This is a genomic window from Stutzerimonas tarimensis (assembly GCF_042648805.1).
GTDB classification, from domain to species: domain Bacteria; phylum Pseudomonadota; class Gammaproteobacteria; order Pseudomonadales; family Pseudomonadaceae; genus Azomonas; species Azomonas tarimensis.
Map to the genome: position 1 here is coordinate 43,059 of NZ_JBHRXZ010000018.1, position 26,531 is coordinate 69,589.

Here is a 26,531-nt window from a genome sequence, read left to right on the forward strand (position 1 = left end):
TCTCGGTGGTATCGATCAACGTCGGCATGATGATCCTGCAGGCGCTTGGCATCGCCTGAGAGGCGTGTTCAGCGCCGCGATCCCCGGGTGCGACGGCTGACCCTTCAGGCTATCAGCCGCTCGCGCCCGTCCCTGGGGCACTCAGCGCTGGAGGCGCCAGCTGCGCATGGTGATCACCAGCAGGGTAACCACGGTCAACGGCAGGGCATACCAGAGCACCGCATCACCGAAGACCTCGGCGAAGGGGCGGCCGGTGTTCGCCAGCACCAGGTACAGCGTGTAGGCCACGTAATAGGAGACGAACAGCAGGCCTTCCCAGCGATCGATGGCGTAGCCGCTGAAGAAGATCGGCAGGCAGGCCACGGCAACGGCGATCATCACCGGGAAGTCGAATGCCAGCGCCGCCGGCGATACGTTGATCGGCAGTGGCGATACCAGCGAGGCGAGGCCCAGCACGCAGAGCAGGTTGAACAGGTTGCTGCCGACGATGTTGCCCACCGCGATATCGCGTTCGCCACGAAAGGCGGCGAGCATGGAGGTGGCGAGTTCGGGCAGAGAGGTGCCGATGGCGATTACTGTGAGACCGATCACCAGTTCGGAAAGTCCGAGGGCTCGCGCCAGGGTCACCGCACCCTCGACCAGGAAATTCGATCCCAGTACCAGCAGGACCAGACCGCCCAGCAGCAGGCCGGCGTTGATTGATGCTGCGTACCGCTTGGGCGGTGCGTTCAGCCCGAACTCCTTGGCGAACTCGTCATCCGGGTCGCTTGCCCCGGCCTGCTCACGCCGACTCGAGACAATGAGGAAGACGGTGTAGGCCACCACCGCAGCAAACAGCAGGGCTCCATCGAGGCGGGTCAGGCGACCATCCCAGGCCAGCGCGTAGACCACCAGGCTGGCGCCGATCATCAAGGGCACGTCAAGACGGATCAACTGGCGGGACACGACCAGCGGGGCCACCAAGGCGGTCAGGCCGAGAATCAGCAGGACGTTGGCGATGTTGCTGCCGACCACGTTGCCGATCGCCAGATCGCCACTGCCGGCAAAGGCGGACTGGACGCTCACCGCGGTTTCCGGGGCGCTGGTACCAAAGGCGACCACTGTCAGCCCGATGACCAGCGGAGAGATACCAAATTGCGCAGCCAGTCTGGCAGCGCCACGCACCAGCACCTCGGCGCCAGCCACGAGTAACACCAGGCCGGCGATCAAATATACGAATGTCATCAGGGTCACGGATGGTTTCCTAGCGAGCAGGGAGCAGACGGGAGGGGAAGGTCAGGCCTGGTGAGGATGTTTCAGCGAGCGAAAGAAGATTACCGAGAGGGTGATGGCCGTCAAGGGCAGCGCGAACCAGCCCATGGCCTGGCGGAACAGCTCGAAGGCGGGCAGGCCGGTGGCGAACATCACCAAGTACAGGGTGTAGGCGCAATAGTAGGCGAAAAACAGCAGGCCCTCCCAGCGATTGATCCGGTAGCCGGAGACGAAGATCGGTAGGCAGGCGAAGAACACCGCCATCATGACCGGGAAATCGAATGCCAGCGCGTTGGGAGAGACCGATAGCCCGCCGCGGGCCACCAGCGAGGTGCTGCCGAGAACCAGCAACAGGTTGAAGATGCAGCTGCCGATGACGTTACCCACAGCGATGTCCCGCTGGCCCCGCAGGACTGCCAGAATGGAGGTGGCGAGCTCCGGCAGCGATGTGCCCACGGCCACCACGGTCAGGCCGATGACCAGTTCCGACAGTCCCAGCGACAGGGCCAGGGTGCGGGCGCCCTCGACCAGCAGGTTCGAGCCCGCCACCAGTAGAATCAGCCCGACGACGATGAGCATCAGGTCATACAGCCAGGCGAGTCGGTGGCGCTGCTCGCCGGGTTCGTAGGCAAAGTCATCCATTTGCCCGGCGCCGTTTCGCCGGCTGGAAATCACCAGGAAAAGGGTGTACGCGATGAGCGCCGCCATCAGCAGGGCGCCCTCGAGCCGGCTGATCAACTGGTTCCAGGCCAGCGCGTAGACCACGGCTCCGGCCGCGATCATCACCGGAACGTGCAGGCGGATCAGCTCGCGTGACACCACCAGCGGTGCGACAAGGGCCGAAAGCCCGAGAATCAGCAGGATATTGGCGATGTTGCTGCCGAGCACGTTGCCAACGCCGATATCGCCGCTGCCACTGCGCACCGCCTGGATGCCCACAGCGGTTTCCGGGGCACTGGTGCCGAAGGCCACCACGGTGAGGCCGATCACCAGGGGCGAGATGCCGAACAGCGTCGCCAGACGCGCCGCGCCTCGGACCAGGACCTCGGCGCCAATGACCAGGAGAATGAAACCGGCGATCAGGAAGGCGAAGGTCATCAGACCCATTCAACAGCTCCAACGGGCAGGGGTAGCTTCACTCGATCACCTCGATCTGCACCGGAACCACCCCGTCGTCGATGGAGTCGATCTGCCGGGCAGCTTCCTTGGACAGGTCGATGATGCGACCGGGCTTGAAGGGGCCACGATCATTGATGCGGACTTCGACCTTCTCATCGTTGTTGAGGTTCGTCACTTCCACCACGGTGTCGAAAGGCAGCTCCGGATGGGCGGCGACGAGCTCGTTCTGGTCGAAGGTTTCGCCGCTGGCGGTGGTCTTGCCATGAAAGCCAGGCCCGTAATAGGACGCCTTGCCTTCCTGCTGGAAGGCAGGCTCCTTTTCCTCACTGGAGAGCGCCTGGTTGTCACCGCAGCCCGTAAAGAGCAGCAGCAGGAGAGCGGCAATCAGCGGCTTGTGCAACAGCATGATAAGGCCTCCTCGGGGGATAAACGCCGGAAAGGAGGCCGAAGGCTGGAAGCTGAACCAAGCGGCAGGGAACCGAGCCCACCAACGCCGATCCTCCTCCGGCTTTGCAATCTCGAGCGCTTTCCGGGCTTTCGGGCTTTATCCTTCGAGCTTTTTCTTCAGCAGTTCGTTCACCTGGCCGGGGTTGGCCTTGCCCTTGGAAGCCTTCATCGCCTGGCCGACGAAGAAGCCGAACATCTTGCCGCGCTTGGCTTCGTCGCTGGCACGATACTGCTCGACCTGGGCGGCGTTGGCGGTCAGCACCTCGTCGAGCATCGCCTCGATCGCGCCCGAGTCGGTAACCTGCTTGAGGCCCTTGTTCGCGATGATCTCGTCCGCCGAGCCTTCGCCCGCCGCCATCGCCTCGAAGACCATCTTGGCGATCTTGCCGGAGATGGTGTTGTCCTTGATGCGCAGGATCATGCCGCCAAGATGCTCGGCGGAAACCGGCGACTGCTCGATCTCCAGGCCCTCCTTGTTCAGCAGGCTGGACAGCTCGCCCATTACCCAGTTGGCCGCCAGCTTGGCGTCGCCACAGGTGGCATTGACCTGTTCGAAGTAGTCGGCCATCTCGCGGCTGGCCGAAAGCACCGAGGCGTCGTAGGCGGAGAGGCCGAACTCGCGCTCGAAGCGCTCGCGCTTCTGCACCGGCAGCTCGGGAAGCTCGCTGCGCAGCCTTTCGAGGAAACTGGGCGCGATCACCACCGGCAGCAGGTCGGGGCAGGGGAAGTAGCGGTAGTCGTTCGCCTCTTCCTTGCTGCGCATCGAGCGGGTCTCGTCCTTGTTCGGGTCGTACAGGCGGGTTTCCTGTACCACCTTGCCGCCGTCCTCGATCAGCTCGATCTGGCGCTGGATCTCGTGGTTGATCGCCTTCTCGATGAAACGGAACGAGTTGACGTTCTTGATCTCGGCGCGGGTGCCGAACTCGGCCTGGCCCTTCGGGCGCACCGAGACGTTGCAGTCGCAGCGCAGCGAGCCTTCGGCCATATTGCCGTCGCAGATGCCCAGATAGCGCACCAGCGAGTGCATGGCCTTGACGTAGGCGACGGCTTCCTTGGCCGAGCGGATGTCCGGCTCGGAGACGATTTCGAGCAGCGGGGTGCCGGCGCGGTTCAGGTCGATGCCGCTCATGCCGTGGAAGTCTTCGTGCAGGCTCTTGCCGGCATCCTCTTCCAGGTGCGCGCGGGTGATGCCGATACGCTTGGCGGTACCGTCATCCAGGGTGATGTCCAGGTGCCCCTTGCCGACGATGGGGTGGTCCATCTGGCTGGTCTGGTAGCCCTTGGGCAGATCGGGGTAGAAGTAGTTCTTGCGCGCGAAGACGTTGCGCTCGGCAATGTGGGCGTCGATCGCCAGGCCGAACATGCAGGCCATGCGCACGGCGTTTTCATTGAGCACCGGCAGGGTGCCAGGCATCGCCAGGTCGATCAGGCTGGCCTGGGTGTTGGGCGCGGCACCAAAACTGGTGGCGCTGCCGGAAAAGATCTTCGATCGGGTGCTGAGCTGGGCGTGGATTTCCAGCCCGATCACGGTTTCCCATTGCATGTCGTGTCGTCCTCAGAATCCGCTCGGGGCCTGGTTGTGCCAGTCGGTAACCTGCTGGTAGCCATGCGCCACGTTGAGCAGGCGCGCCTCCTGGAAGTCGGGCGCCAGCAGTTGCACACCCACCGGCAGGCCGTCGACGAAGCCGGCGGGCATGGACAGGCCGGGGATACCGGCAAGGTTGGCGGTGATGGTGTAGATGTCTTCCAGATAGGCCGAGACCGGGTCGGCATTCTTCTCGCCGAGCTTCCAGGCCAGATTCGGCGTGGTCGGACCGAGGATCAGGTCGACGTCCTTGAACGCTTCAAGGAAGTCGTTGCGGATCAGCCGGCGGATCTTCTGCGCTTTCAGGTAATAGGCATCGTAGTAGCCGGCGGACAGGGCATAGGTGCCAACCATGATCCGCCGTTTGACCTCGGCGCCGAAGCCTTCGGCACGGGAGCGCTTGTAGAGATCCTGCAGGTCCTTCGGGGCTTCGCAGCGGTAGCCGTAGCGCACCCCGTCGAAACGCGAGAGGTTGGAGCTGGCTTCAGCCGGGGCGATCACGTAATAGGCGGGGATCGCGTGCTGCATGTTTGGCAGGCTGATCTCCATCACCGTGGCGCCGAGCCCCTTCAATTGCTCGACCACTTCCATCACCTTGTCGGCGATCTTCGCGTCCAGCCCGGCAGTGAAGTACTCCTTCGGCAGGCCGATGCGCAAGCCATTGAGCGGCTGGTTCAGGCCGGCGAGGTAGTCATCGAGCGGCTGGTCGACGGAGGTGGAATCCCTCGGGTCGAAGCCGGCCATGGCGCCAAGCAGCAGCGCGCAATCCTCGGCGCTGCGGGCCATGGGGCCGCCCTGGTCGAGGCTCGAGGCGTAGGCGATCATGCCCCAGCGCGAGACCCGGCCATAGGTGGGCTTGAGACCGGTGAGGCCGGTCAGTGCGGCGGGCTGGCGGATCGAACCGCCGGTGTCGGTGCCGGTGGCGGCCGGAATCAGCCGAGCGGCGATGGCGGCCGCCGAGCCGCCGCTTGATCCGCCTGGTACCCGGGTGAGGTCCCAGGGGTTCTTCACCGGGCCGTAGTGGCTGGATTCGTTGGCCGAGCCCATGGCGAACTCGTCCATGTTCAGCTTGCCGAGAGAGACGGCTCCGGCGCTGGCGAGCCTTTCCACCACGCTGGCGTCGTAGGGCGAGACGAAATTGTGCAGGATCCTGGAGGCGCAGGTGGTCAGCACGCCCTGGGTGCAGAACAGATCCTTGTGGGCGATGGGCGCGCCGAGCAGGGCGCCAGTCTCTCCGTTGGCGCGGCGGGTGTCGGCGGCGCGGGCCTGTTCCAGGGCCCGCTCCTCGGTCACGGTGATGAAGCTGTTGAGCTCAGGGTCGAGGGTCTTGATCCGCTCCAGCAGCGTGCGGGTCAGTTCTTCGGAGGAGAACTGCCTGTCGGCCAGAGCGCGGGCGATGTCGGCGAGGGTCAGCTGATGCATGGCGGCGTTCTTGTTCACTCGATCACCTTCGGCACGAGGTACAGCCCTTCCTCCACCGCTGGGGCGATGGTCTGGTAGCTGGCGTGGTGGTCGCTTTCGGTGACCTCGTCGGCGCGCAGGCGCTGAACGGTTTCCAGGGGGTGGGCCAGCGGCTCGACGCCCTCGGTGTCTACCGCCTGCATGCGGTCGATCAGGCCGAGGATGTTGTTCAGGGTTTCGGTGGTGCGGGGCAGGTCGGCTTCATCGAGGCCCAGCCGGGCCAGGTGAGCGATCTTCTCCACTTCGGAGCGTTCAAGCGCCATCGGGGTCTCCAGCGAAAAAAGCGAGTCGGTCGGACGCAGACAGCGCCTGCGCCCGCCAAAAGGACGGAATTTAACATGTACGGGCCAGTGCCCGGTAGCGCGTGAGCCGCCTCGCCAAAGCCGGCAGGGAGATGCGAAGCCGCGCAGATCCGCCAGAGGCGGCCACATGCCCGCCTTGCCCTGAGACAGTGCCGTTGTTAGAGTTTGCCGCAATTTTCCCCCACGCATTCGCCCCAGGCCCCATCCCCATGTTCAAGAAACTGCGTGGCATGTTTTCCAGCGATCTCTCGATCGACCTGGGCACTGCCAATACCCTTATTTACGTGCGTGAGCGTGGCATTGTCCTCGATGAGCCTTCGGTCGTTGCGATTCGCACCCATGGCAACCAGAAAAGCGTGGTCGCGGTCGGCACTGAAGCCAAGCGGATGCTTGGTCGTACCCCCGGTAACATCAATGCCATTCGCCCGATGAAGGATGGCGTGATCGCCGATTTCAGCGTGTGCGAAAAGATGTTGCAGTACTTCATCAATAAGGTTCACGAGAACAGCTTTCTCCAGCCCAGCCCGCGCGTGCTGATCTGCGTGCCCTGCAAGTCGACCCAGGTGGAGCGGCGTGCCATTCGCGAGTCAGCGCTTGGTGCCGGTGCCCGCGAGGTGTTTCTCATCGAAGAACCGATGGCCGCGGCAATAGGCGCGGGGCTGCCGGTGGACGAAGCGCGTGGTTCGATGGTGGTGGATATCGGTGGTGGCACCACGGAAATCGCCCTCATTTCGCTCAACGGCGTGGTTTATGCCGAGTCCGTCAGGGTCGGTGGCGACCGCTTCGATGAGGCCATCGTCACCTATGTACGGCGCAATTACGGTAGCCTGATCGGCGAGTCCACTGCCGAACGCATCAAGCAGGAAATCGGCGCGGCATTCCCCAGCTCGGAGCTGCGCGAGATCGATGTGCGCGGCCGTAACCTCGCCGAGGGTGTGCCGCGCAGCTTCACGCTCAATTCCGGCGAGGTGCTCGAAGCCTTGCAGGAGTCCCTGGCGACCATCGTCCAGGCCGTCAAGAGCGCCCTGGAGCAGTCCCCGCCCGAGCTCGCGTCCGATATCGCCGAGCGCGGTCTGGTGCTGACCGGCGGCGGTGCGCTGCTGCGTGACTTCGACAAACTGCTGGCGCAGGAGACCGGATTGCCGGTGATCGTTGCCGAAGACCCGCTGACCTGCGTCGCCCGCGGTGGCGGCAAGGCACTGGAAATGATGGATCGGCACACGATGGATCTGTTGTCGACCGAGTAAGCTGCAAGCCGCAAGCTACAGCTGCACAAGTCGGACCCCCTTTGCTCCGGCCTGCAGCGAACGGCTTGAAGCTTCTGGCTTTAAGCTTGCCGCTATGAGGTAACGGTCATCAAACTCCTATTCGCCAAAGGCCCCTCGCTTGGCGTTCGCCTGCTGGTGTTCGTCGTGCTGTCGGTTGCGCTCATGGTGGCCGACTCGCGTTTTGACACTCTTCGCCCGCTGCGCGCGCAGCTGGGCATGGTGCTCACGCCCTTCTACTGGGTCGCCGATCTGCCGGGGAGGATGCTGGAAGGCGCCTCCGAGCAGTTTTCCAGCCGCAGCGACCTGCTGGCCGAGAACGAGCGTCTCAAGGCCGAAGCCCTGGTGATGCAGCGGCGCCTGCAGAAGCTTGCCGCGCTCACCGAGCAGAACGTGCGCCTGCGCGAGCTGCTCAATTCCGCAGCGCTGGTGGACGATCAGGTGCTGGTGAGCGAGCTGATCGGTGTCGACCCCAATCCCTTCATTCACCGTATCCTCATCGACAAGGGTGAGAAGGATGGGGTCTTCCTTGGCCAACCGGTGCTCGATGCACGTGGTCTCATGGGGCAGGTGGTCGAGGTGATGCCCTTCACCGCCAGGGTGCTGCTGTTGACCGACTCGTCCCACAGCATTCCGGTGCAGGTCAATCGCAACGGGCTGCGCGCCATCGCCACCGGCACCGGCAACCCCGAGCGGCTGGAGCTGCGCCATGTCGCCGACACCGCGGACATCCGTGAGGGCGATCTGCTGGTCAGTTCCGGGCTGGGCCAGCGCTTTCCCTCGGGCTATCCGGTGGCCACCGTCACCGAGGTGATACACGACTCCGGTCAGCCCTTTGCCATCGTTCGCGCGGTGCCGACCGCGGCGCTCAATCGCAGTCGTTACCTGCTGTTGGTGTTTTCCGACCAGCGCAGTGCCGAGCAGCGCGCCGCCGAATCGGGCCTTGCCCAGGAGCAGGCCGACCTGGAATCGGGCGCGCGTGACGCAGTGGCGCCGCCTGCGGAGGGGCAGTGATGGACGGAACCCGTTACGGCGGCAGCTGGGTCATCTGGCTCAGCTTTATCGCCGGGCTGATCCTCAGCGTGATCCCCATGCCGGAATTTCTGGTGACCGGACGCCCGCTCTGGCTGGCCATGCTGCTCTGCTACTGGACCCTGTACCTGCCCCATCGCGTGGGCATGACCACGGCCTTTATGTTGGGGCTGGTGGCTGACGTGCTCTACGGCACCCCGCTGGGGCAGAACGCTCTGGTGCTCACGCTGGTCAGTTTCCTGGTGCAAGTGCTGCAACAGCGTCTGCGTATGTTTCCCACTTGGCAGCAAAGCCTGGTTGTCCTGATAGTGTTTGGTCTGGCCCAGCTGGTTCAGCTCTGGTTGCATGTGCTGGTGGGCAACCGGCCGCCGCCGATCGTGTCCTTTCTGCTTCCGGTGCTGGTCAGCGCGCTGCTCTGGCCATGGGTATTGGGCGCGTTGCGCGGCATCCGGCTGCGCCTGAGGGTCCATTGAAGTCCAACGGCGAGGAGGCACCCATGGTCCCTTTCTACCTGGCCTCGGCGTCACCACGCCGGGCCGAACTGCTGCGGCAGATCGGCGTAGCCTTCGAGACGATATCGGCACCGGTCGACGAGTCGGTCCGCGAAGGCGAGGCGCCCGCCCGCTACGTCGAGCGTTTGGCCAGGGCCAAGGCCGAAGCCGCGCTGGCGCTGCTGACGGCGCCCGCGGCCTGTGTGCTGGGCGCCGATACCGCCGTGGTGCTGGACGGGCGCATTCTTGGCAAGCCGCGTGACTGGCCTGATGCAAGGGAAACCCTGACGGCGCTGTCCGGGCGTGAGCACCAGGTGCTCACAGCCATAGCGGTTGCCGACAGGAACCGGATAGAAGCGCAGGTCGTCACCAGCCGGGTGACGTTCCGCTGTCTCGAAGACACGGAAATCGGCGCTTACTGGGAGACCGGCGAGCCCTGCGACAAGGCAGGTTCTTATGGAATACAGGGATTGGCGGCAGTGTTCGTCAGTCGAATGGAAGGGAGTTACTCGGGCGTGGTCGGCTTGCCATTGTGCGAAACGGCGCAATTGCTCCAGCGCTTCGGTGTCGCGCGCTGGCGCCTCTGAAACGCCAGCGGTTGCCAAGGGTCACGTCCGGGGCCGGAAAATAACGAGAATCAGCCATGAGCGAAGAAATCCTCATCAACATCACTCCCATGGAATCGCGGGTCGCCGTGGTGGAAAACGGGGTATTGCAGGAGGTGCACGTCGAGCGCACCCAGAAGCGCGGCATCGTCGGCAACGTCTACAAGGGCAAGGTGGTCCGGGTGTTGCCGGGAATGCAGGCCGCCTTTGTCGATATCGGCCTGGATCGTGCGGCTTTCATTCATGCTTCGGAAATATCCAGCCGTGAGGGCAACGCCGTCGAGCCGATCAGCACACTGGTGCATGAAGGCCAGAGCCTGGTGGTGCAGGTCACCAAGGACCCGATCAGCAAGAAAGGCGCGCGGCTCACCACCCAGCTTTCCATTCCGTCCCGTTACCTGGTCTACATGCCCGGCACCAGCCATGTCGGCATTTCGCTGAAGATCGAGACCGAGGCCGAGCGGGAGCGCCTCAAGCAGGTGGTGCTCGAGTGCATGGCCGCCGAAGGCATCGAAAAGGCCGGAGGCTTCATCCTGCGCACGGCCGCCGAAGGCGCCGGGCGCGAAGAGATCCTGGCCGACATTCGCTACCTGCGCCGCCTGTGGGAGCAACTGAGCAGCCAGAAACAGGCTGCCCGTGCCCCGACGGTGATCTACGAAGACCTGGTGCTGGCTCTGCGCACGCTGCGGGATCTGGTCAATCCGCGGATCGAGAAGATCCGCATCGACTCGCGCGAGACCTTTCAGAAGGTCGGGCAGTTCGTCAGTGAACTGATGCCGGAAATCGCCGACCGGGTCGAGCATTACCCAGGCGAACGGCCGATCTTCGACCTCTACGGCATTGAGGACGAAATCCAGAAAGCGCTCGATCGCAAGGTGCCGTTGAAGTCCGGTGGCTACCTGGTGGTGGATCCGGCCGAGGCGATGACCACCATCGACGTGAACACCGGGGCCTTCGTCGGACATCGCACTCTCGAAGAAACCATCTTCAAGACCAACCTGGAGGCCGCCACCTCGATCGCCCGCCAGCTGCGCCTGCGCAACATTGGCGGGATCATCATCATCGACTTCATCGACATGGAAGACGGGGAGCACCGCCGGCAGGTGCTGCGTACGCTGGAAAAGCAGCTCGAGCGGGATCACGCCAAGACCAACATCATCGGCATCACCGAGCTGGGCCTGGTGCAGATGACCCGCAAGCGCACCCGCGAGAGCCTGGAGCAGGTGCTCTGCGAGCCCTGTCCGAGTTGCCAGGGCCGGGCCAAGCTGAAGACACCCGAGACCGTCTGCTACGAGATCTTTCGCGAGATCCTGCGCGAGGCGCGTGCGTACCAGGCCGAGGGCTACCGCGTGCTGGCGAACCAGAAGGTGATCGACCGGCTGCTGGACGAGGAGTCCGGCAACGTGGCGGATCTCGAGAGCTTCATCGGTCGCTCGATCCGCTTCCAGGTCGAGATCAACTATTCCCAGGAACAGTACGACGTGGTGCTGCTGTGACCGGGAAATGTCGGTGATCCGGCTCGCCCGTTCACCGCGGATGCCGCCGTGGTAGGCGCACGGCTGGCGGCGCAGGTGTCCGCCAGGTTGTGTTGGGTCCTTGCCCTGGGTGTGATCCTGCTCGGCTGTTATGTCAGCCTCGGGCGGCAACTGGTGCCGCTGCTTGCCGAATACCGGCTCGAGATCCAGCAGCAGGCCGAGAGAGTCCTGCAGGTGCCGGTGCGCATCGGCCGGGTTGAAGGCCAGTGGTCGAGATTCTCGCCGCGGCTGGTGGTCCACGACCTGACGCTGGGCGAGGGCGGCGATGCGCTGCAACTGGAGCGGCTGACGGCGGTGGTTGATGTGGTTGAGACCCTGCGCAGCCGTCAGATCAGCCTCTATGCGCTGGAGCTTGAAGCGCCACGGTTGCTGCTCGAGGAGGACGCCGAGGGCAGTTGGCGACTGGAGGGCTGGGCAAAGGCAGAAAGTCCATCGCCAGCCGACCCGCAACCTGTTCTCGAGGGGCTGCAGCGCCTGCATCGGGTCAGTGTCCGTCACGGCCAGGTTACCCTGCAGCCGTTCGAGCAAAGCCCGCGCACCCTGAACTACGTGGACCTGCAGCTGACCAACAGCGGCCCAAGCATGCGCCTGGACGGTCGCGGGCTGTTGCCTGATGGCCAGCGGTTGAGTCTGTCCGGTGAGGCGCGTGTCGAGCCGGCGCGCTGGTGGGATGCGGAGCTGGAGGCGTTCATCGACTTGCCTTCAAGTGATTGGAGCGGCTGGTGGCCGCAGCGCTGGGGAGGTGAGTGGCCGGTGCAGAGGCTGCAAGCCGGTGGCCGGGCCTGGTTGGACTGGGACCCGCAGGGCCTGCGCCGGATGGTGCTGGACCTGCAAGGGCCGAGGCTTGAGGCCGGGCTCGGGGAGCAGCCAATGCTCCTGGAAGACGTGAGCCTCCGGCTGCATCTGCAGCGCAGGCCCGAGGGTTATGAGACCGTACTGTCGAACCTTGCCTTCAATCGCGACGGCCAGCGCTGGACGCTGGCGGACATCGGCATCCGTCAGGGGAGGCGGGAGGACGAGGCCGGTGTTACCTGGCAGCTGATGACCAAGCGGCTCGAGCTCGAACCCCTGCTGCCTCTGGTCGAGGCGCTGGCGCCCCTGCCGGACCCGCTCGGCGCTGTCCTGGCCGACCTCCAGCCCCAGGGGACGCTGCGTAACCTGACGCTGTCCTACGAGCCGCAGGCGCTGGCAGCGCAGCGCCTGCATTATCAGGCCAATCTCGAGCGGGTCGGCTTTAGCGCGCGCGAATGGATTCCGGGTGCCGACCGGCTAAGCGGCAGCATCCGGGGTGATCTGGGCGGTGGCGAGCTGCGACTGAACGCTACGGACGTGGGCTTTCACCTCGCGCAGCTGTTTCCCGAACCCTGGCGCTTCGAGCAGGCCGCCGGCCAACTGCGCTGGACACTGGACGAGGAGGCCATCACCCTGGCTTCGCCATGGGTGCAGGCGAGCGGGGAGGAAGGCCACTTCAGCGGGGACTTCCTGATCCGCCTCAATCGCGATCCGGCGCGGGAAGACTACATGGACCTGAGAATCGGGCTGCGTGACGGCGATGCCCGTTTCACCGAACGTTTTCTGCCGAGCCGCCTGACGGCGATGAACCCGGCGCTCGTCAGCTGGCTCCAGCAGGCAGTGCGCGGCGGCCGTGTCGAGCAAGGCTTCTTTACCTACCAGGGTGCGCTGAATCCGGGCTTCCCGCCCGAGGCGCGGCAGATCAGCCTGTACATGAAAACCTCCGGTGCAGAGCTCGCCTACCTGCCGGGCTGGCCCTCGCTGCAGGAAGCGAGCGGCGAAGTCTGGGTGGAGGGCAACAGGGCGCGAGTCCAGGTGGCGCAAGGGCGGATATTCGATACCCGCGTACATGACGTGACGGCCCGGATCGGGGCTGCCGAACCCGGTGCCCCGGTGCGCCTGCAGCTTGACGGCGAGTTGGACGGGTCCCTGACCGATGGTCTGCGGCTGCTGCATGAGGCCCCCCTCGGTCTGGCCGACGACTTCGCCGGCTGGCAGGCCGAGGGGCCCGCCAGCGGCCGGCTGGCGCTGGATATGCAGCTTGGCGGGGAAACACGCCCACAGGTGGTCGTCGACCTGGCCACGGCTGGCGCGCGCCTGTCGATCGCCGAGCCGGCGTTGCGCTTCGAGCAGCTGAGCGGCGAGTTTCGCTTCGACAGTCAGACAGGCCTGAGCGGTAGCAACTGGCAAGCGCAGAGCCTTGGGCATCGGGTCGTTGGTCGCGCGTTGGCCACGGGGACGCCGGCCCGGCCATCCAGCCGGATCGAGGCGAGCGGCGTCATGCGGTGGCCGGCGTTGCGTCAATGGCTCGGGGTCGAACAGGACCTGCCACTCCAGGGTGAGCTGCCCTACCAGTTGCGCCTGACCCTGGCCGGGAGTGACAGCGAACTGCAGGTCGACTCGTCGCTGATCGGCCTGGTGATCGAGCTACCGGCGCCGTTCGGCAAGGCCGCGGGGGTGCGGCGGGATTCAAGCCTGCGCATCAGCCTTGGCGGCGAAGAGCGGCTGTATGGCTTCCAGCACGCCCGGTTGGCGGCCGTGGCCTTTGCCTCCGCACCGGGGGACTGGCGCGGCGGGCGCGGAGAGCTGCGGCTGGGAGCGAGCAATGCCGATCTGCCGGTGCAGCCGGGTTGGCGGGTGCGCGGCCGGCTGGCCGAGTTCGACTGGAATGCCTGGCAGGCGATCGTCGGAGCGGGTTCGGCCGGCGACGCCGAGCCGCTGGGCGAGGCAGCGGATCTGCTGCGTGATCTGCAGATCGGCATCGGCCGTTTCGAGGGGTTTGGCGCGAGGGTCGAGGATCTGGCGGTTTCCCTCGCACGACAAGGTCCGGCCTGGAAGGCGGAATTGAGTAGCCAGGCGGTCGAGGGAAGCATCCTGCGCCCCGACGCGGCGGGCGAGCCGATGCAGGTCGAGCTGCGCCGCCTGCGGTTATCTCCGGCGGTCACGCCTGAACCCGGCTCGGTGCCAGCTAGCGACCCACTGGCTGACGTCGATCCGACGACGCTGCCAGCGCTGGATCTCAGTATCGAGAGCCTGTGGCGCGGCGATGACCCGCTGGGGTCGGTCGGGCTCGCGTTGCGTCCTGTCAGTGGCGGAGCGGAGTCCCAGCTCGACCTGAATCTAAAGGGCCTGCGCATCGGCGGTACGCTCACCTGGCGTAACGGCCGGAGCGCCTACCGCGGTCGTATCGAGGGCGATAACATCGCCGATGTCCTGGTCGCCTGGGGCTTCGCCCGCAGCGCCACCAGCGAGCGTTTCAATCTGGACGTGGACGGACACTGGCCGGGCTCGCCGGTGTGGTTCAGCTTCCTGCACTTCAGTGGCCGCCTGGACCCTGTGCTGCACAACGGCCAATTCGTCGAGCTGGAGGGTAGCGCCCAGGCGCTGCGGGTGTTCGGCCTGCTGAACTTCGATGCCATTGGTCGGCGCTTGCGCCTGGACTTTTCCGATGTGCTCGGCCGGGGACTGGCCTACGACCGGGTGACCGGGCAGCTGCAGGCCGAGCGGGGGCTCTACCGGACCGAAGTACCCCTGGTCCTGAAAGGGCCTTCCAGCGACCTCGAACTCAGGGGGACCCTCGATCTCGCGCAGGATCGCATCGACGCCAAATTACTGGTCACCTTGCCGCTGACCAATAACCTGCCGATTGCCGCGCTGCTGGCCGGCGCGCCCGCCATTGGCGGTGCCATCTGGATCGCAGACAAGCTGCTGGGCGATCGTATCGCCCGCTTCGCCAGTGTGCAGTATGACGTCCAGGGTCCCTGGCAGGCGCCCGCGATCACCTTCGACAGACCCTTCGAAAGCGCTCGGTAGCGGCTGGACGATTGCGCGGCTGTGGGTCAGGATGGACCTTTGTCGCCGTGCGAGAGGCTGCATGTCCCTAGCCGTGATCCAGATGACTACCCAGGCCGAGGTGCGTACCAACCTCGCCAGTGCCCGGCGCCTGCTCGAACGCGCCGCCGAGCAGGGTGCCCAGCTGGCCGTGTTGCCAGAGAATTTCGCTGCCATGGGTCATCCCGACCCGCGTGCGCTAGGCCGTGCAGAAGCGCTGGGCGAGGGGGCGATCCTGCCCTGGTTGGAGGCCACGGCACGCGAGCTTGGATTGTGGATCGTGGCTGGCACCCTGCCGCTGCCGCCCGATGGCCGGCCCGACGGCAAGCCACGCGCCTGTTCGCTGCTGTTTGACGCAGAGGGGCATCGCGTGGCCCGCTACGACAAGATTCACCTGTTCGATGTGGACGTCGCCGACAACCGCGGCAGCTATCGGGAGTCCGACGATTACGCCGCTGGCAGCGCGCTGGTGGTGGCCGATACCCCGGTGGGTCGTCTGGGGCTGAGTGTGTGCTACGACCTTCGCTTTCCGGAGCTTTACGGCGCTCTGCGCCAGGCCGGTGCAGAGCTCATCAGCGCGCCATCGGCCTTCACCCGGGTGACCGGGACCGCGCATTGGCAGGCCCTGATCCGCGCCCGGGCGATCGAAACCCAGTGCTATCTCCTGGCTGCCGCCCAGGGCGGCGAGCATCCTGGCGGCAGGCAAACCCATGGCCATTCGGCTATCGTCGACCCCTGGGGTCGGCTACTCTGCGAGCAGGCTCAGGGCGAGGGTATGCTCCTCGCCAGCCGCGATCGCGCCGAACAGTTGGCGATCCGGCAACGCATGCCGGTGTCGAACCACCGTCGTTTTACCGTGCCGTACCTCCTCGAGGTCGGCCTATCGGAGTGACTATGACTGATCTGCTGTTACCCGCCACCGAGCGACTGCTGAGCCCCGGCGGGCTCGGCCTTGACGACCTGCCCGGGCTGCTCGCCGAACTGGCCGGGCCGGGCATCGACGCGGCCGACCTGTATTTCCAGGACCAGATGAGCGAGTCCTGGGTGCTCGAGGATGGCATCGTCAAGGAAGGCGGTTTCCATCTGGAACAGGGCGTTGGGGTCAGGGCCCTGTCCGGGGAGAAGACCGGCTTCGCCTATAGCAATGCCATCACCTCCGAGGCCTTGCGCCAGGCCGCCCAGGCGGCACGCTCCATCGCGCGCAGCGGCCAGCAGGGACAGGTCGCGCTGCCCAGGCGCGCCGCGTTCAGCGAACTCTACGAACGCGGTAATCCGCTCGATGACCTGGATCGTGGGGCGAAGGTCGCACTGCTCAAGCGAGTGGATGAGGCGACCCGGGCGCTCGACCCGCGGATCAAGCAGGTTACCGTCAGCCTGGCGGGCGTCTGGGACCACGTTCTGGTGGCCGCGATGGACGGCAGCCTGGCGGCCGACATTCGTCCGCTGGTGCGCTTCAACGTGAGCGTCATCGTCGAGCAGAACGGCCGCCGCGAGCGAGGCGGGCAAGGTGGCGGAGGCCGCACCGGCTACCGTTACTTCCTCGAGGAGGACCGGGTCATGGGCTACGCCCGCGAAGCTGTACGCCAGGCGCTGGTCAATCTGGAAGCAGTGCCGGCGCCGGCAGGCAGCATGGAAGTCGTGCTCGGCCCGGGCTGGTCGGGTGTGCTGCTGCACGAAGCCGTGGGCCACGGGCTCGAGGGCGATTTCAACCGCAAGGGCAGTTCGGCCTACAGTGGCCGAGTAGGGCAGAAGGTGGCTTCGTCACTCTGCACCATCGTCGATGACGGCACTCTCGCCGACCGTCGCGGGTCGCTCAGCGTCGACGACGAGGGCACTCCGACTCAGTGCACCACGCTGATCGAGAACGGTGTCCTCAAGGGTTACATCCAGGACAAGCTCAACGCACGCTTGATGGGCGTCGCCGCCACTGGCAACGGCCGCCGCGAATCCTACGCGCATCTGCCGATGCCCCGAATGACCAACACCTACATGCTGGCCGGGCAGAGCGATCCCCAGGAGATCATCGGTTCGGTGAAGAAAGGCATCTATTGCGCCAGCCTCGGTGGTGGCCAGGTGGACATTACCAGCGGCAAATTCGTCTTTTCCACCAGCGAGGCCTACCTGATCGAGGACGGTCGTATCACCAGACCGGTCAAGGGCGCGACGCTGATCGGTAATGGGCCGGAAGTGATGAACCGGGTCTCGATGGTGGGCAATGACCTGGCTCTGGACAATGGCGTGGGCACCTGCGGCAAGGATGGTCAGTCGGTGCCGGTCGGGGTCGGGCAGCCGACGTTGAAGATCGATGCGATTACCGTCGGCGGCACCGGCGTCTAGTCATTGTCTTGGAATGCTGGCGGCCTGAGGCTGAACGACGATCGAGGCGCTTCTTCGTCGGGCGTCCAGCCTTCAGCGCTGCGCTGTTTCCCGGTTTTAACGCAACCCGCGCTTGGTTTCGTCGAGTTCGCGGATGTATTTGAAGACTTTACGACTGGCCGCTGGAGGTTTGTTGTGGGCTGCCTCGTGCTGGGCATGCCGGATGAGGCTGCGCAGGTGCTGACGGTCGGTCTCGGGGTACTCGCTGACGAAGGCATCCAGCGCTTCGTCGCCATTGCCTATGAGCCGGTCGCGCCAGCGCTCCAGTGAGTGGAAGCGCTCGTTGTACTGACGGCTGGAGGCATCCACTTGGTCCACCAGGGCCAGGATGGCGTCGATGTCCTGGTCACGCATCAGCTTGCCGATGTACTGGATATGGCGTTTGCGGGCGATGTGCGCCTTGTGCTTGGGGGCGTCTTCGATTGCCTTGCGCAGGGCGTCGGAGAGCGGCAGGCGGTCGAGCAGCTCTGGCTTGAGGGTGGTGAGTCGCTCGCCCAGCTCTTGCAGACCGTGCAGTTCACGCTTTATCTGCGATTTGCTTTTTTCGCCGGCGTCGTCGGCGTTGGAAAGATCAGACATGGGGATGGTCCAGAAGGAAACGCCGCCATGATAACAGCAGCAGGGGTACTCATTGGTTGCCCCTGGTTGCGCCGTGAGGCCGTGCCGCTCGAAGGCGCGGTGCCAAGGGTTCCGAACATGCTTGGGAGTGCTTATGAGTGAAGTAGCAGGGATCGGTCCGGCCGATCTGGAGGGGTTGCGCGACAAGGTCCAGCGCATCATCGACGAAGCGCGTCGCCAGGGCGCCAGCGCCAGTGAAGTCTCGGTGTCCATGGAGCAGGGCCTGTCCACCTCGGTTCGCCAGGGCGAGGTGGAGACCGTCGAGTTCAACCGGGACCAGGGCTTCGGTATCACTCTCTACGTTGGCCAGAGCAAGGGCTCGGCGAGCACCACCAACAGCGGCGACGAGGCCATCCGGGAAACTGTCGCTGCGGCGCTGGCAATCGCTCGGCACGCCTCCGAGGACCCCTTCGCCGGCCTCGCGGACGCATCGCTGATGGCCCGGGAGTTGCCCGATCTGGACCTCTTCCACCCCTGGGACATCCTCCCCGAGCAGGCCATCGAGCTGGCGCTGGAGTGTGAAAACGCGGCCTTTGCCTGCGATCCGCGCATACGCAACGCCGACGGCACCAGCGTCAATACCCACCAGGGCTGCCGCGCCTACGGCAACAGCAACGGTTTTCTGGGCGGGTACGCCAGTACGCGGCACAGTCTCAGCTGCGTCATGATCGCCGAAAGCGACGGGCAGATGCAGCGCGACTACTACTACGACGTCAGCCGGGTGGGCCCCGCCATGGCTTCGGCGGTTAGCATCGGGCAGCGCGCTGCCGAGCGGGCGGTACGCCGCCTGGGCGCCCGGCCGGTGCCGACCTGCGAGGTGCCCGTGCTGTTCGCTCCGGAAGTGGCAACCGGTCTGTTCGGGCACTTTCTCGGCGGGATCTCGGGCGGGAATCTGTACCGCAAGGCGTCCTTTCTCGAAGGGGCGATGGGCGAGATGATCTTTCCCGAATGGCTGACCCTCGACGAGCGGCCACACATTCCGCGCGGCCTCGGCAGTGCCAGCTATGACGGCGATGGGCTGGCGACCTACGCCAAGCCTTTCGTCGAGCAGGGGCGGCTGGTGTCCTATGTGCTGGGCACCTATTCGGGACGCAAGCTGGGAATGCCGAGCACCGCCAATGCAGGTGGCGCGCATAACCTGTTCGTGACCCATGGCGAGGACGATCAGGCCGCCCTGATCCGCCGGATGGGGCGCGGACTGCTGGTCACCGAACTGATGGGGCAGGGCTTGAACCTGGTCACCGGCGATTACTCTCGGGGTGCCGGGGGTTACTGGGTGGAGAATGGCGAAATCCAGTTTCCGGTTCAGGAAGTGACCATCGCCGGCAACCTGCGGGACATGTTCCGCCAGATCCTTGCCGTGGGAAGCGACGTGGAAACGCGAGGCAACCTGCGTACCGGTTCGGTGCTGATCGAGAAGATGATGGTGGCTGGAAGCTGACTGGGGGCCTTGCGCCTTGAGCGACCGAGGGCGTAGGAGCCCCCTTGGTCGCTGCTACTCGCCTTCTTCGAAGTAGTCTTCGATCAGGTCGACCAGTGCCTGCAGGGCTTCGTCGGCCTGCTCGCCGTCGGCGCCGACCAGGATGGGGGTTCCCTGGCTGGCGGCGAGCATCATCACTGCCATGATGTTCTTGCCATTGACCAGACTGTCGTTGCTTCGGCCGATCTGTATGTCGCAGGGAAATCGGCTGGCCACGCCAACGAACTTCGCCGCCGCGCGGGCATGCAGACCAAGCTTGTTGATGATGACGACTTCGCGGATCGGCATGTCAGGGCGCCTCCCCTGCGCTGTGCCGAGGGGCTCGAAGCCTTGCCAGGCGCGTCATGAACTGAGCTCCCGGTGGCGGATCTGCACGTTCTTCAGCGTGGCCTTGAGCGCCTTTCCTAGCCGCTCGGCCAGGTATACCGAGCGGTGCTGCCCGCCCGTGCAGCCAATCGCCACCGTCACATAGGCACGATTACTGGCAGCGAAGCGTGGTAGCCACTTCTGCAGATAGGCAAAGGTATCCTGGTAGAGTTCCTCCACTTCCGGCTGCGCCGCCAGGTATTCGCTGACGACCTGCTCGCTGCCGGTGTGTTCGCGCAGCTCGGCCTTCCAGTAGGGATTCGGGAGGCAGCGCACGTCGAAGACCAGATCCGCGTCTACCGGCATGCCGCGCTTGAAACCAAAGGATTCGACGAGAAAGGCGGTGCCGGCCTCCGGCTGGTCCACCAGGCGCAGCTTGAGGATGTCGCGTAACTGATACAGATTGAGCCTGGACGTGTCGATCTTGAGGTCCGCCAGATCGATGATGGGTGCCAGCAGCAGCTCTTCGTCCTCTATCGCCTCGGTCAGCGAGCGGCTCTCATTGGTCAGCGGATGACGGCGACGGGTTTCCGAGAAGCGTTTGAGCAGGGTGGCGTTGTCGGCGTCCAGATAGAGCACATCACACTGGATGTGGCTGGCGCGGACCTGGTTGAGCAGGTCGGGAAAACGTTTGATCTGGCTCGGCAGGTTGCGGGCGTCGATCGATACGGCAAGACGAGGGTGCAGCAATTCGGTATGCAGCAGGGCCCGCTCGGTGAGGTCGGGCAGCAGGGCGGCAGGCAGGTTGTCGATGCAGTAGAACCCGTTGTCTTCGAGCACATCCAGCGCTGTGCTCTTGCCTGAGCCGGAGCGCCCGCTGACAACGATCAGGCGCATGGCCGCTAGCGTCCGTTCTGCGCGTCGACCACCGCCTGATACAGGCTTTCGTGGGTCGCCGCCTGACGCAGGCGGGTACGCACATCTTCGCGATCGAGCATGCTGGCGATCTGCCGGAGCAATTCGAGATGCTCGTCAGTGGCAGCCTGGGGCACCAGCAGAACGAACACCAGGTCCACGGGCGCGCCGTCGATGGCATCGAAATCCACCGGCGTTTCCAGGCGCAATACCGCGCTGAGTGGCGTGCTGCACCCGGCAAGACGACAGTGGGGGATCGCGATTCCGTTGCCAAAGCCAGTGGAGCCCAGCTTTTCGCGGGCCACCAGACTCTCGAAAACGAGCTGGCCTTCGACATCCGGGAGGTCGGGAGCCACCAGCTTGGCTATCTGCTCAAGAACGCGCTTTTTGCTACCGCCGGGGACGTTCACCAGGGAGCGTCCGGGGGTAAGGATATCTTCGAGTCGGATCATGGTCGCAAGCGGTCAGCGGGCATCCGCGCCCTGCAGACGTTCGATTTGCTTTTCCTTGTGTTTGATCAGTTGACGGTCGAGCTTGTCGATCAGGGAGTCGATGGCGGCGTACATGTCCTGATGTTCCGCGTTGGCGACCACTTCGCGCCCCGCGACGTGCAGCGTCGCTTCGGCCTTCTGCTTGAGCTTTTCGACCTCGAGGATAACCTGGACATTGATGATGCGGTCGAAATGACGTGCCAGGCGTTCGAACTTCTCGTCGACGTATTCACGCAGTGCGTCAGTTACTTCGAGATGATGCCCGCTGATATTGACATGCATACTGCTTCTCCTTGTGTACCAGCAAATTGGTAGGCATGACGGCCTGCCGCTGCCAAAACTATCACATCAACCGCTTGCGCTCGCTGGACGGGGCGATGCCCAGCGACTCCCGGTATTTAGCCACCGTACGGCGTGCCACCTGGATGCCTTGTTCTTCCAGTAGACCAGCGATCTTGCTGTCGCTCAACGGCTTTTTTGCGTTTTCCGCAGCGACCAGCTTTTTGATGATCGCGCGGATTGCAGTGGAGGAGCATTCGCCGCCTTCGGCGGTGCTGACATGGCTCGAGAAGAAGTACTTGAGCTCGTAGATGCCGCGCGGGGTATGCATGTATTTCTGGGTCGTGACCCGCGAGATGGTCGACTCGTGCATGCCCACGGCTTCGGCGATGTCATGCAGGACCAGCGGCTTCATGGCCTCGTCGCCATAGTCGAGAAAGCCGCGCTGGTGCTCGACGATCTGGGTAGCCACCTTCATCAGCGTCTCGTTACGGCTCTGCAGGCTCTTGATGAACCAGCGCGCTTCCTGCAGCTGGTTGCGCATGAAGGTGTTGTCGGAACTGGAGTCGGCGCGTCGTACCAGGTTGGCGTAATGCGCATTGACGCGCAGACGTGGCATGGCTTCCTGGTTCAGTTCGACCTGCCAGCGGCCGTTGTTCTTGCGAACGATGACGTCCGGGACGACGTACTCCGGCTCGCTCGCCTCGATGTGCGAGCCCGGGCGCGGATTGAGCGTCTGGATCAGTTCGATGATATCCCGCAACTGCTCTTCCTTGAGTTTCATGCGGCGCATCAGCAGGCTGTAATCGCGGCTGCCCAGCGCTTCCAGGTGATTGCTCACCAGCAGTTGGGCCTCCTCCAGCCAGGGAATGCCGACGGGCAGCTGGCGCAGTTGCAGGAGCAGACACTCCCTGAGGTCGCGGGCGCCGATGCCGGCCGGCTCGAACTGCTGGATGCGGCGCAAGACCACTTCCACCTCGTCGAGCTCGATCTCCAGTTCGGGATCGAGCCCGGCGTGGATCTCTTCGAGGCTGTCGTCGAGATAGCCTTGGGCATTGATGCTGTCGATCAGCGTCATCGCGATCAGCCGATCGGTATCGCTCATCGGGGCCAGGTTGAGCTGCCACAGCAAGTGGCTTTGCAGGCTCTCACCCACCGAAGTGCGGCTGGTGAAGTCCCATTCATCGTCATCGTTGCTGGGCAGGTTGCTTGCGCTGCTCTGGTAGATGTCGTCCCAGACGGTATCGACCGGCAGTTCGTTGGGAATGCTCTCGTTCCAGTCTCCCTCGCCCAGTGTCGCTTCGGCAGGGTCTGCCGCCTCGTAGAGGCTTTCCTGCTCAGGTGCCGAGGATTCGCTACCGCCTCCGTCCTGTGCATCGGGCGCGCCGTCACCGCCGGTTCCCTCGTAATCGTCGCCGTCTTCCTGGCGTTCGAGCATGGGGTTGGCTTCCAGCGCTTCCTGGATTTCCTGTTGCAGGTCCAGGGTGGATAGCTGGAGTAAACGTATGGCCTGCTGCAGCTGCGGTGTCATCGTCAGCTGCTGGCCCATCTTCAGGACTAGCGATGGTTTCATGGTTGCAAACTTGCTGCCCGGTTCCCGGCGCGCGCGCCCGTTCGACTTCACCGGCGCGCTTGGCGCCGCTCAAAGCAAATTATATGCCTGATACAGCAGGCTTTGCCTAGACCCTAGTGCGTCGCTTAAAGCCTGAATTCATGCCCCAGATACACTTCTTTCACCAGCTGGTTGGAAAGGATGCTGGCGGAATCGCCTTCGGCGATCAGCTGGCCTTCGCTGACGATATAGGCCGTCTGGCAGATGTCCAGAGTTTCGCGGACGTTGTGGTCGGTGATCAGCACACCGATGCCGCGGTCACGCAGGTGATGGATGATCTGCTTGATGTCGCCGACCGAGATCGGGTCGACGCCGGCGAAGGGCTCGTCGAGCAGTATGAACTTGGGTGCGGTGGCCAGTGCCCGGGCGATTTCCACGCGGCGCCGTTCACCGCCGGAGAGGCTCATGCCGAGGCTGTCGCGGATGTGGGTGATGTGAAACTCTTGCAACAGGCCTTCGAGTGCGGCGAGGCGGCCGGCGCGATCCAGATCCCTGCGGGTTTCGAGGATGGCCATGATGTTCTGGGTAACGCTGAGCTTGCGGAAGATCGAGGCTTCCTGGGGCAGGTAACCGATGCCGGCGCGGGCGCGTCCGTGCATGGGCAGTCGCGTCACATCCTGCTGATCGATGAGTACGCGGCCCTGGTCGGCCCGGACAAGGCCGACGATCATGTAGAAGCAGGTTGTCTTGCCGGCTCCGTTGGGGCCGAGCAGGCCGACGATCTGGCCGCTCTCGATGGACAGGCTGACATCGCGAACCACCTGGCGGCCCTTGTACGCCTTGGCCAGGTGTTGCGCCTTGAGGATCGCCATCAGGGATTCTGCTCCGCAGGCCGGTTGCGCGGCTGGATGACCATGTCTATGCGCGGCCTCGGCGTGCTGACCTCGGTGCCGGCGCGGCCAGCGTTCACGATCTGCCGGCGGGTGTCGTAAACGATCTTCTCGCCCTCGAAGGTGTTGCCTTCCTGAACCACGCGAGCCTGGTCGATGAGCACCACGCGTTCATCGACGGCGAAGTACTGGATGGTCAGGCCGTAGGCCTGGACGATCGGGCGATCCACCGCTGGTTGCTGCTCGTAGTACGCAGGCTTGCCCACGGCGGTAAAGACATCGACGTCGCCGTTCTGGTCCTGGGTGATGGTCACGGTGTTGCCGGTGATTCTCAGCGTTCCCTGGGTGATCACCACGTCGCCGCGGTACACGGCCACGCCTTGGCGATCATCGAGTTCGGCGGTGTCGGCCTGAATGCGGATCGGCTGATTGCGATCTTCGGGCAAGGCCATGGCCGAGGCGCTGATGAACAAGGCGAGCAGGCCGGTCAGAATACGGGTTTTAGCGGAGCTCATGCTGCCCTCTTACGGTGGATAACAGTTCCATCCTGCCTTCATCCAGGTACGCATTCATACCGATGGCAGTGGTGACACCGTTGGCTGCTTCAATTCTAACGGCTTGTCGGGTCTGCGCATAATCCCTCTCGGGAAACACCGTCATGCTGCTGGTGGTGACGATGGTGGGGCGGCCACGCTGATCGGTGCGAGCGATACGAACCTGATCGATCAATTCCACCTCGGTACCGCCGGGGGCGACTTCGCCGCGCTCGCTGCGGACATGCCAGGGAATGTCACCGCCGCGATAGAGGTTGAGGTCGGGCAGGGTCAGCAGGCTGATGTCGCTGGAGCGCAGGTGCTCCAGGCGTTCGGCGGTGAGTACATAATGCAGGCTGCCGTCGGGCTGGAACTGCACGGTGCGCGAGCCTTCGACATAATAGTCGATGTCGGGCTGCTCGCCGACGATGGGCGTGGGCTGCATGAAAGTCTGCGGTCGGATGTTCCAGTAGCCGGCGGCGATCAGCATGGCTGCCACCACAGCGAGGAACAGTGGGACGCGTAGCCTGGCGACCATCTTCACCTCACAGATAGGCTGTCTGCGCGGCATCCAGATTGCCTTGGCCGCGCAGGATAAGTTCGCAGAATTCCCGCGCGGCGCCTTCGCCGCCTCGGGCCCGGGTCACGCCGTGGGCGTGCTGGCGGACAAAGGCGTCGGCACTGGCGACCGCCATCCCCAGGCCTACCCGGCGAATCACGGGCAAGTCGGGCAGGTCGTCGCCCAGATAGGCGACCTGGCGTGGTTCCAGGCCAAGCTGGGCGAGCAGTTCATCGAGCACCGCCAGCTTGTCTTCACGCCCCTGATAGATATGGTGGATGCCCAATCCCTGGGCGCGGCGCTCGACTACCGGCGTCTTGCGGCCGCTGATGATCGCGGTGCGCACGCCCGAATTGATGAGCATCTTGATGCCCTGGCCGTCCAGCGTGTTGAAGGTCTTGAACTCGCTGCCGTCGGTAAGAAAGTACAGCCTGCCGTCGGTGAGCACGCCGTCGACGTCGAAAATGGCCAGGCGAATATCCCGCGTGCGCGGCAGTAGCTCGTCCATTACATCACCCCCGCGCGAAGCAGATCATGCATGTTGAGGGCGCCGACCGGTTGGTCATCCTCGTCAACGACCACCAGTGCGCTGATCTTGTGATCCTCCATGATCTTCAGGGCCTCTGCAGCAAGCATTTCAGCGTGGGCCGTCTTGCCGTGGGGGGTCATCACCTGGTCGATGGCCACCTGGCGGACATCGACACCGCGATCCAGGGCACGGCGTAGGTCGCCGTCGGTGAAAATCCCCGCCAGGCGCCCATCAGATTCGACCACGGCGGTCATGCCAAGGCCCTTCTGGGTCATTTCCAGCAGGGCGTCGCGCAGCGAGGTGCCCCGCGCCACCAGCGGCAGGCGCTCGCCACTGTGCATCACGTGCTCGACCTTCAGCAGCAGGCGTCGACCCAGCGCACCGCCGGGGTGCGAGAAGGCGAAGTCCTCGGCGGTGAAACCGCGCGCCTCGAGCAGGGCGATGGCGAGGGCGTCGCCAAGCACCAGCGAGGCAGTGGTCGAAGAGGTGGGGGCCAGATTCAGCGGGCAGGCCTCAAGCTCGACCCGGGCATCAAGGTTGACAGCCGCCGCCCTCGCCAGTACCGAGTCGGGGTTGCCGGTCATGCTGATGAGGGTGATGCCGAGGCGCTTGATCAGTGGCAGCAGCGTCACGATCTCGTTGGTCGTCCCCGAGTTGGACAAGGCGAGGACGACGTCGGCCTGGGTGATCATGCCCATGTCGCCGTGGCTGGCCTCCGCCGGGTGCACGAAGAAGGCGGCGGTTCCGGTGCTGGCGAGGGTGGCGGCGATCTTGCTGCCGATGTGCCCGGACTTGCCCATGCCGACCACCACGACCCGGCCCTTGCAGGCGAGAATCAGCTCGCAGGCCCGGACGAAGGCGTCGTCGACACGGGTCTTGAGCTGTTCCACGGCTTCGATTTCAAGGCGAATGGTGCGCAGCGCAGATTCGATCAGTTGCTTGCTTTGGCTCATGGGCTTATGGCTGGTTAAAAGGCGGTGATTATACCGACAAAGCGAGATGGGCTCACGGGAATCCGCCGGTGGTGGCCGCTGGTGATGGTGGCCCTGGATGTAAGGGCGACGACA

At 64.5% G+C, this 26,531-nt stretch carries 26 protein-coding genes; 9 read left to right on the plus strand and 17 right to left on the minus strand.

Annotated features, from left to right (window positions below):
• Positions 1-141: 141 nt before the first annotated feature.
• From ACFOMF_RS08610 to gatC, 6 genes are all read right to left on the minus strand, one after another.
• Positions 142-1,233, minus strand: a complete 1,092-nt coding sequence (locus tag ACFOMF_RS08610; protein WP_386363723.1) for a calcium/sodium antiporter — start codon at positions 1,231-1,233, stop codon at positions 142-144.
• Positions 1,234-1,275: 42 nt separating this feature from the next.
• Complete coding sequence (locus ACFOMF_RS08615; RefSeq protein ID WP_386363726.1) at positions 1,276-2,358, minus strand: calcium/sodium antiporter; 1,083 nt, start codon at positions 2,356-2,358, stop codon at positions 1,276-1,278.
• A 28-nt stretch (positions 2,359-2,386) separates the two neighbouring features.
• Positions 2,387-2,776 carry a septal ring lytic transglycosylase RlpA family protein gene (locus tag ACFOMF_RS08620; protein ID WP_386363729.1) on the minus strand — a complete coding sequence of 130 codons (390 nt, stop codon included), beginning with the start codon at positions 2,774-2,776 and terminating at the stop codon, positions 2,387-2,389.
• Between the two features lie 138 nt (positions 2,777-2,914).
• Positions 2,915-4,360, minus strand: a complete 1,446-nt coding sequence (gatB, locus tag ACFOMF_RS08625; protein ID WP_386363731.1) for an Asp-tRNA(Asn)/Glu-tRNA(Gln) amidotransferase subunit GatB — start codon at positions 4,358-4,360, stop codon at positions 2,915-2,917.
• A 12-nt stretch (positions 4,361-4,372) separates the two neighbouring features.
• Entirely contained in the window at positions 4,373-5,824 is a 1,452-nt protein-coding gene (gatA, locus tag ACFOMF_RS08630) for an Asp-tRNA(Asn)/Glu-tRNA(Gln) amidotransferase subunit GatA (protein ID WP_386363980.1), read from the minus strand.
• A gap of 14 nt (positions 5,825-5,838) precedes the next feature.
• On the minus strand, positions 5,839-6,126 hold the full coding sequence (gene gatC, locus ACFOMF_RS08635) for an Asp-tRNA(Asn)/Glu-tRNA(Gln) amidotransferase subunit GatC (RefSeq protein ID WP_386363734.1): 288 nt from the start codon (positions 6,124-6,126) through the stop codon (positions 5,839-5,841).
• A gap of 248 nt (positions 6,127-6,374) precedes the next feature.
• Here gatC and mreB point away from each other — a divergent pair, with 248 nt between their 5' ends.
• The 8 genes from mreB (at position 6,375) to tldD (ending at position 17,273) form a co-directional block, all read left to right on the plus strand.
• Complete coding sequence (gene mreB / locus ACFOMF_RS08640) at positions 6,375-7,412, plus strand: rod shape-determining protein MreB (protein ID WP_386363737.1); 1,038 nt, start codon at positions 6,375-6,377, stop codon at positions 7,410-7,412.
• Positions 7,413-7,520: 108 nt separating this feature from the next.
• Positions 7,521-8,444 (plus strand): rod shape-determining protein MreC, encoded by a 924-nt coding sequence (mreC, locus tag ACFOMF_RS08645; protein ID WP_386363983.1) that lies wholly within the window; start codon positions 7,521-7,523, stop codon positions 8,442-8,444.
• Complete coding sequence (mreD, locus tag ACFOMF_RS08650) at positions 8,444-8,935, plus strand: rod shape-determining protein MreD (RefSeq protein ID WP_386363741.1); 492 nt, start codon at positions 8,444-8,446, stop codon at positions 8,933-8,935. The genes mreC and mreD overlap by 1 nt, the downstream gene beginning before the upstream one ends.
• Before the next feature lie 23 nt (positions 8,936-8,958).
• Positions 8,959-9,540 carry a Maf family protein gene (locus ACFOMF_RS08655; RefSeq protein WP_386363744.1) on the plus strand — a complete coding sequence of 194 codons (582 nt, stop codon included), beginning with the start codon at positions 8,959-8,961 and terminating at the stop codon, positions 9,538-9,540.
• Between the two features lie 56 nt (positions 9,541-9,596).
• Positions 9,597-11,054 carry a ribonuclease G gene (rng, locus tag ACFOMF_RS08660; RefSeq protein WP_386363746.1) on the plus strand — a complete coding sequence of 486 codons (1,458 nt, stop codon included), beginning with the start codon at positions 9,597-9,599 and terminating at the stop codon, positions 11,052-11,054.
• 87 nt (positions 11,055-11,141) lie between these two features.
• The gene (locus ACFOMF_RS08665) at positions 11,142-14,918 is read left to right on the plus strand and encodes a YhdP family protein (RefSeq protein WP_386363749.1); all 3,777 of its coding nucleotides are present in this window, start codon (positions 11,142-11,144) and stop codon (positions 14,916-14,918) included.
• Between the two features lie 61 nt (positions 14,919-14,979).
• Positions 14,980-15,828, plus strand: a complete 849-nt coding sequence (locus ACFOMF_RS08670) for a carbon-nitrogen hydrolase family protein (protein ID WP_386363752.1) — start codon at positions 14,980-14,982, stop codon at positions 15,826-15,828.
• Between the two features lie 2 nt (positions 15,829-15,830).
• Positions 15,831-17,273, plus strand: a complete 1,443-nt coding sequence (tldD, locus tag ACFOMF_RS08675; protein ID WP_386363755.1) for a metalloprotease TldD — start codon at positions 15,831-15,833, stop codon at positions 17,271-17,273.
• A gap of 96 nt (positions 17,274-17,369) precedes the next feature.
• Here tldD and yjgA read toward each other — a convergent pair whose 3' ends face one another.
• A complete protein-coding gene (gene yjgA, locus ACFOMF_RS08680) occupies positions 17,370-17,891 on the minus strand; it encodes a ribosome biogenesis factor YjgA (protein ID WP_386363759.1) in 522 nt (173 codons plus the stop codon).
• 133 nt (positions 17,892-18,024) lie between these two features.
• Between yjgA and pmbA the strand changes: the two genes are divergently transcribed.
• Positions 18,025-19,371: a metalloprotease PmbA gene (pmbA, locus tag ACFOMF_RS08685; RefSeq protein WP_386363762.1), complete on the plus strand. Its 1,347-nt coding sequence runs from the start codon at positions 18,025-18,027 to the stop codon at positions 19,369-19,371.
• Between the two features lie 54 nt (positions 19,372-19,425).
• On the opposite strand, the gene ACFOMF_RS08690 is transcribed toward pmbA, so the two are convergent.
• The 10 genes from ACFOMF_RS08690 to ACFOMF_RS08735 all read right to left on the minus strand — a co-directional run bounded on the left by ACFOMF_RS08690 (position 19,426) and on the right by ACFOMF_RS08735 (position 26,417).
• On the minus strand, positions 19,426-19,698 hold the full coding sequence (locus ACFOMF_RS08690) for an HPr family phosphocarrier protein (protein WP_386363765.1): 273 nt from the start codon (positions 19,696-19,698) through the stop codon (positions 19,426-19,428).
• Positions 19,699-19,752: 54 nt separating this feature from the next.
• Positions 19,753-20,613, minus strand: coding sequence for an RNase adapter RapZ (rapZ, locus tag ACFOMF_RS08695; RefSeq protein WP_386363768.1), 861 nt, complete (start codon positions 20,611-20,613; stop codon positions 19,753-19,755).
• A 5-nt stretch (positions 20,614-20,618) separates the two neighbouring features.
• Positions 20,619-21,083, minus strand: a complete 465-nt coding sequence (ptsN, locus tag ACFOMF_RS08700) for a PTS IIA-like nitrogen regulatory protein PtsN (RefSeq protein ID WP_386363771.1) — start codon at positions 21,081-21,083, stop codon at positions 20,619-20,621.
• Between the two features lie 12 nt (positions 21,084-21,095).
• Entirely contained in the window at positions 21,096-21,404 is a 309-nt protein-coding gene (gene hpf / locus ACFOMF_RS08705) for a ribosome hibernation-promoting factor, HPF/YfiA family (RefSeq protein ID WP_386363774.1), read from the minus strand.
• Between the two features lie 61 nt (positions 21,405-21,465).
• A complete protein-coding gene (locus tag ACFOMF_RS08710; RefSeq protein ID WP_386363777.1) occupies positions 21,466-22,974 on the minus strand; it encodes an RNA polymerase factor sigma-54 in 1,509 nt (502 codons plus the stop codon).
• Between the two features lie 125 nt (positions 22,975-23,099).
• The gene (gene lptB, locus ACFOMF_RS08715) at positions 23,100-23,825 is read right to left on the minus strand and encodes an LPS export ABC transporter ATP-binding protein (RefSeq protein WP_386363780.1); all 726 of its coding nucleotides are present in this window, start codon (positions 23,823-23,825) and stop codon (positions 23,100-23,102) included.
• The gene (lptA, locus tag ACFOMF_RS08720; protein WP_386363783.1) at positions 23,825-24,358 is read right to left on the minus strand and encodes a lipopolysaccharide transport periplasmic protein LptA; all 534 of its coding nucleotides are present in this window, start codon (positions 24,356-24,358) and stop codon (positions 23,825-23,827) included. Before lptA ends, lptB begins: the two co-directional genes overlap by 1 nt.
• Positions 24,345-24,914 (minus strand): LPS export ABC transporter periplasmic protein LptC, encoded by a 570-nt coding sequence (gene lptC, locus ACFOMF_RS08725; RefSeq protein ID WP_386363986.1) that lies wholly within the window; start codon positions 24,912-24,914, stop codon positions 24,345-24,347. Before lptC ends, lptA begins: the two co-directional genes overlap by 14 nt.
• A 7-nt stretch (positions 24,915-24,921) precedes the next feature.
• A complete protein-coding gene (locus ACFOMF_RS08730) occupies positions 24,922-25,443 on the minus strand; it encodes a KdsC family phosphatase (protein WP_386363786.1) in 522 nt (173 codons plus the stop codon).
• Positions 25,443-26,417 (minus strand): KpsF/GutQ family sugar-phosphate isomerase, encoded by a 975-nt coding sequence (locus ACFOMF_RS08735; protein ID WP_386363789.1) that lies wholly within the window; start codon positions 26,415-26,417, stop codon positions 25,443-25,445. The genes ACFOMF_RS08730 and ACFOMF_RS08735 overlap by 1 nt, the downstream gene beginning before the upstream one ends.
• Positions 26,418-26,531 lie beyond the last annotated feature (114 nt).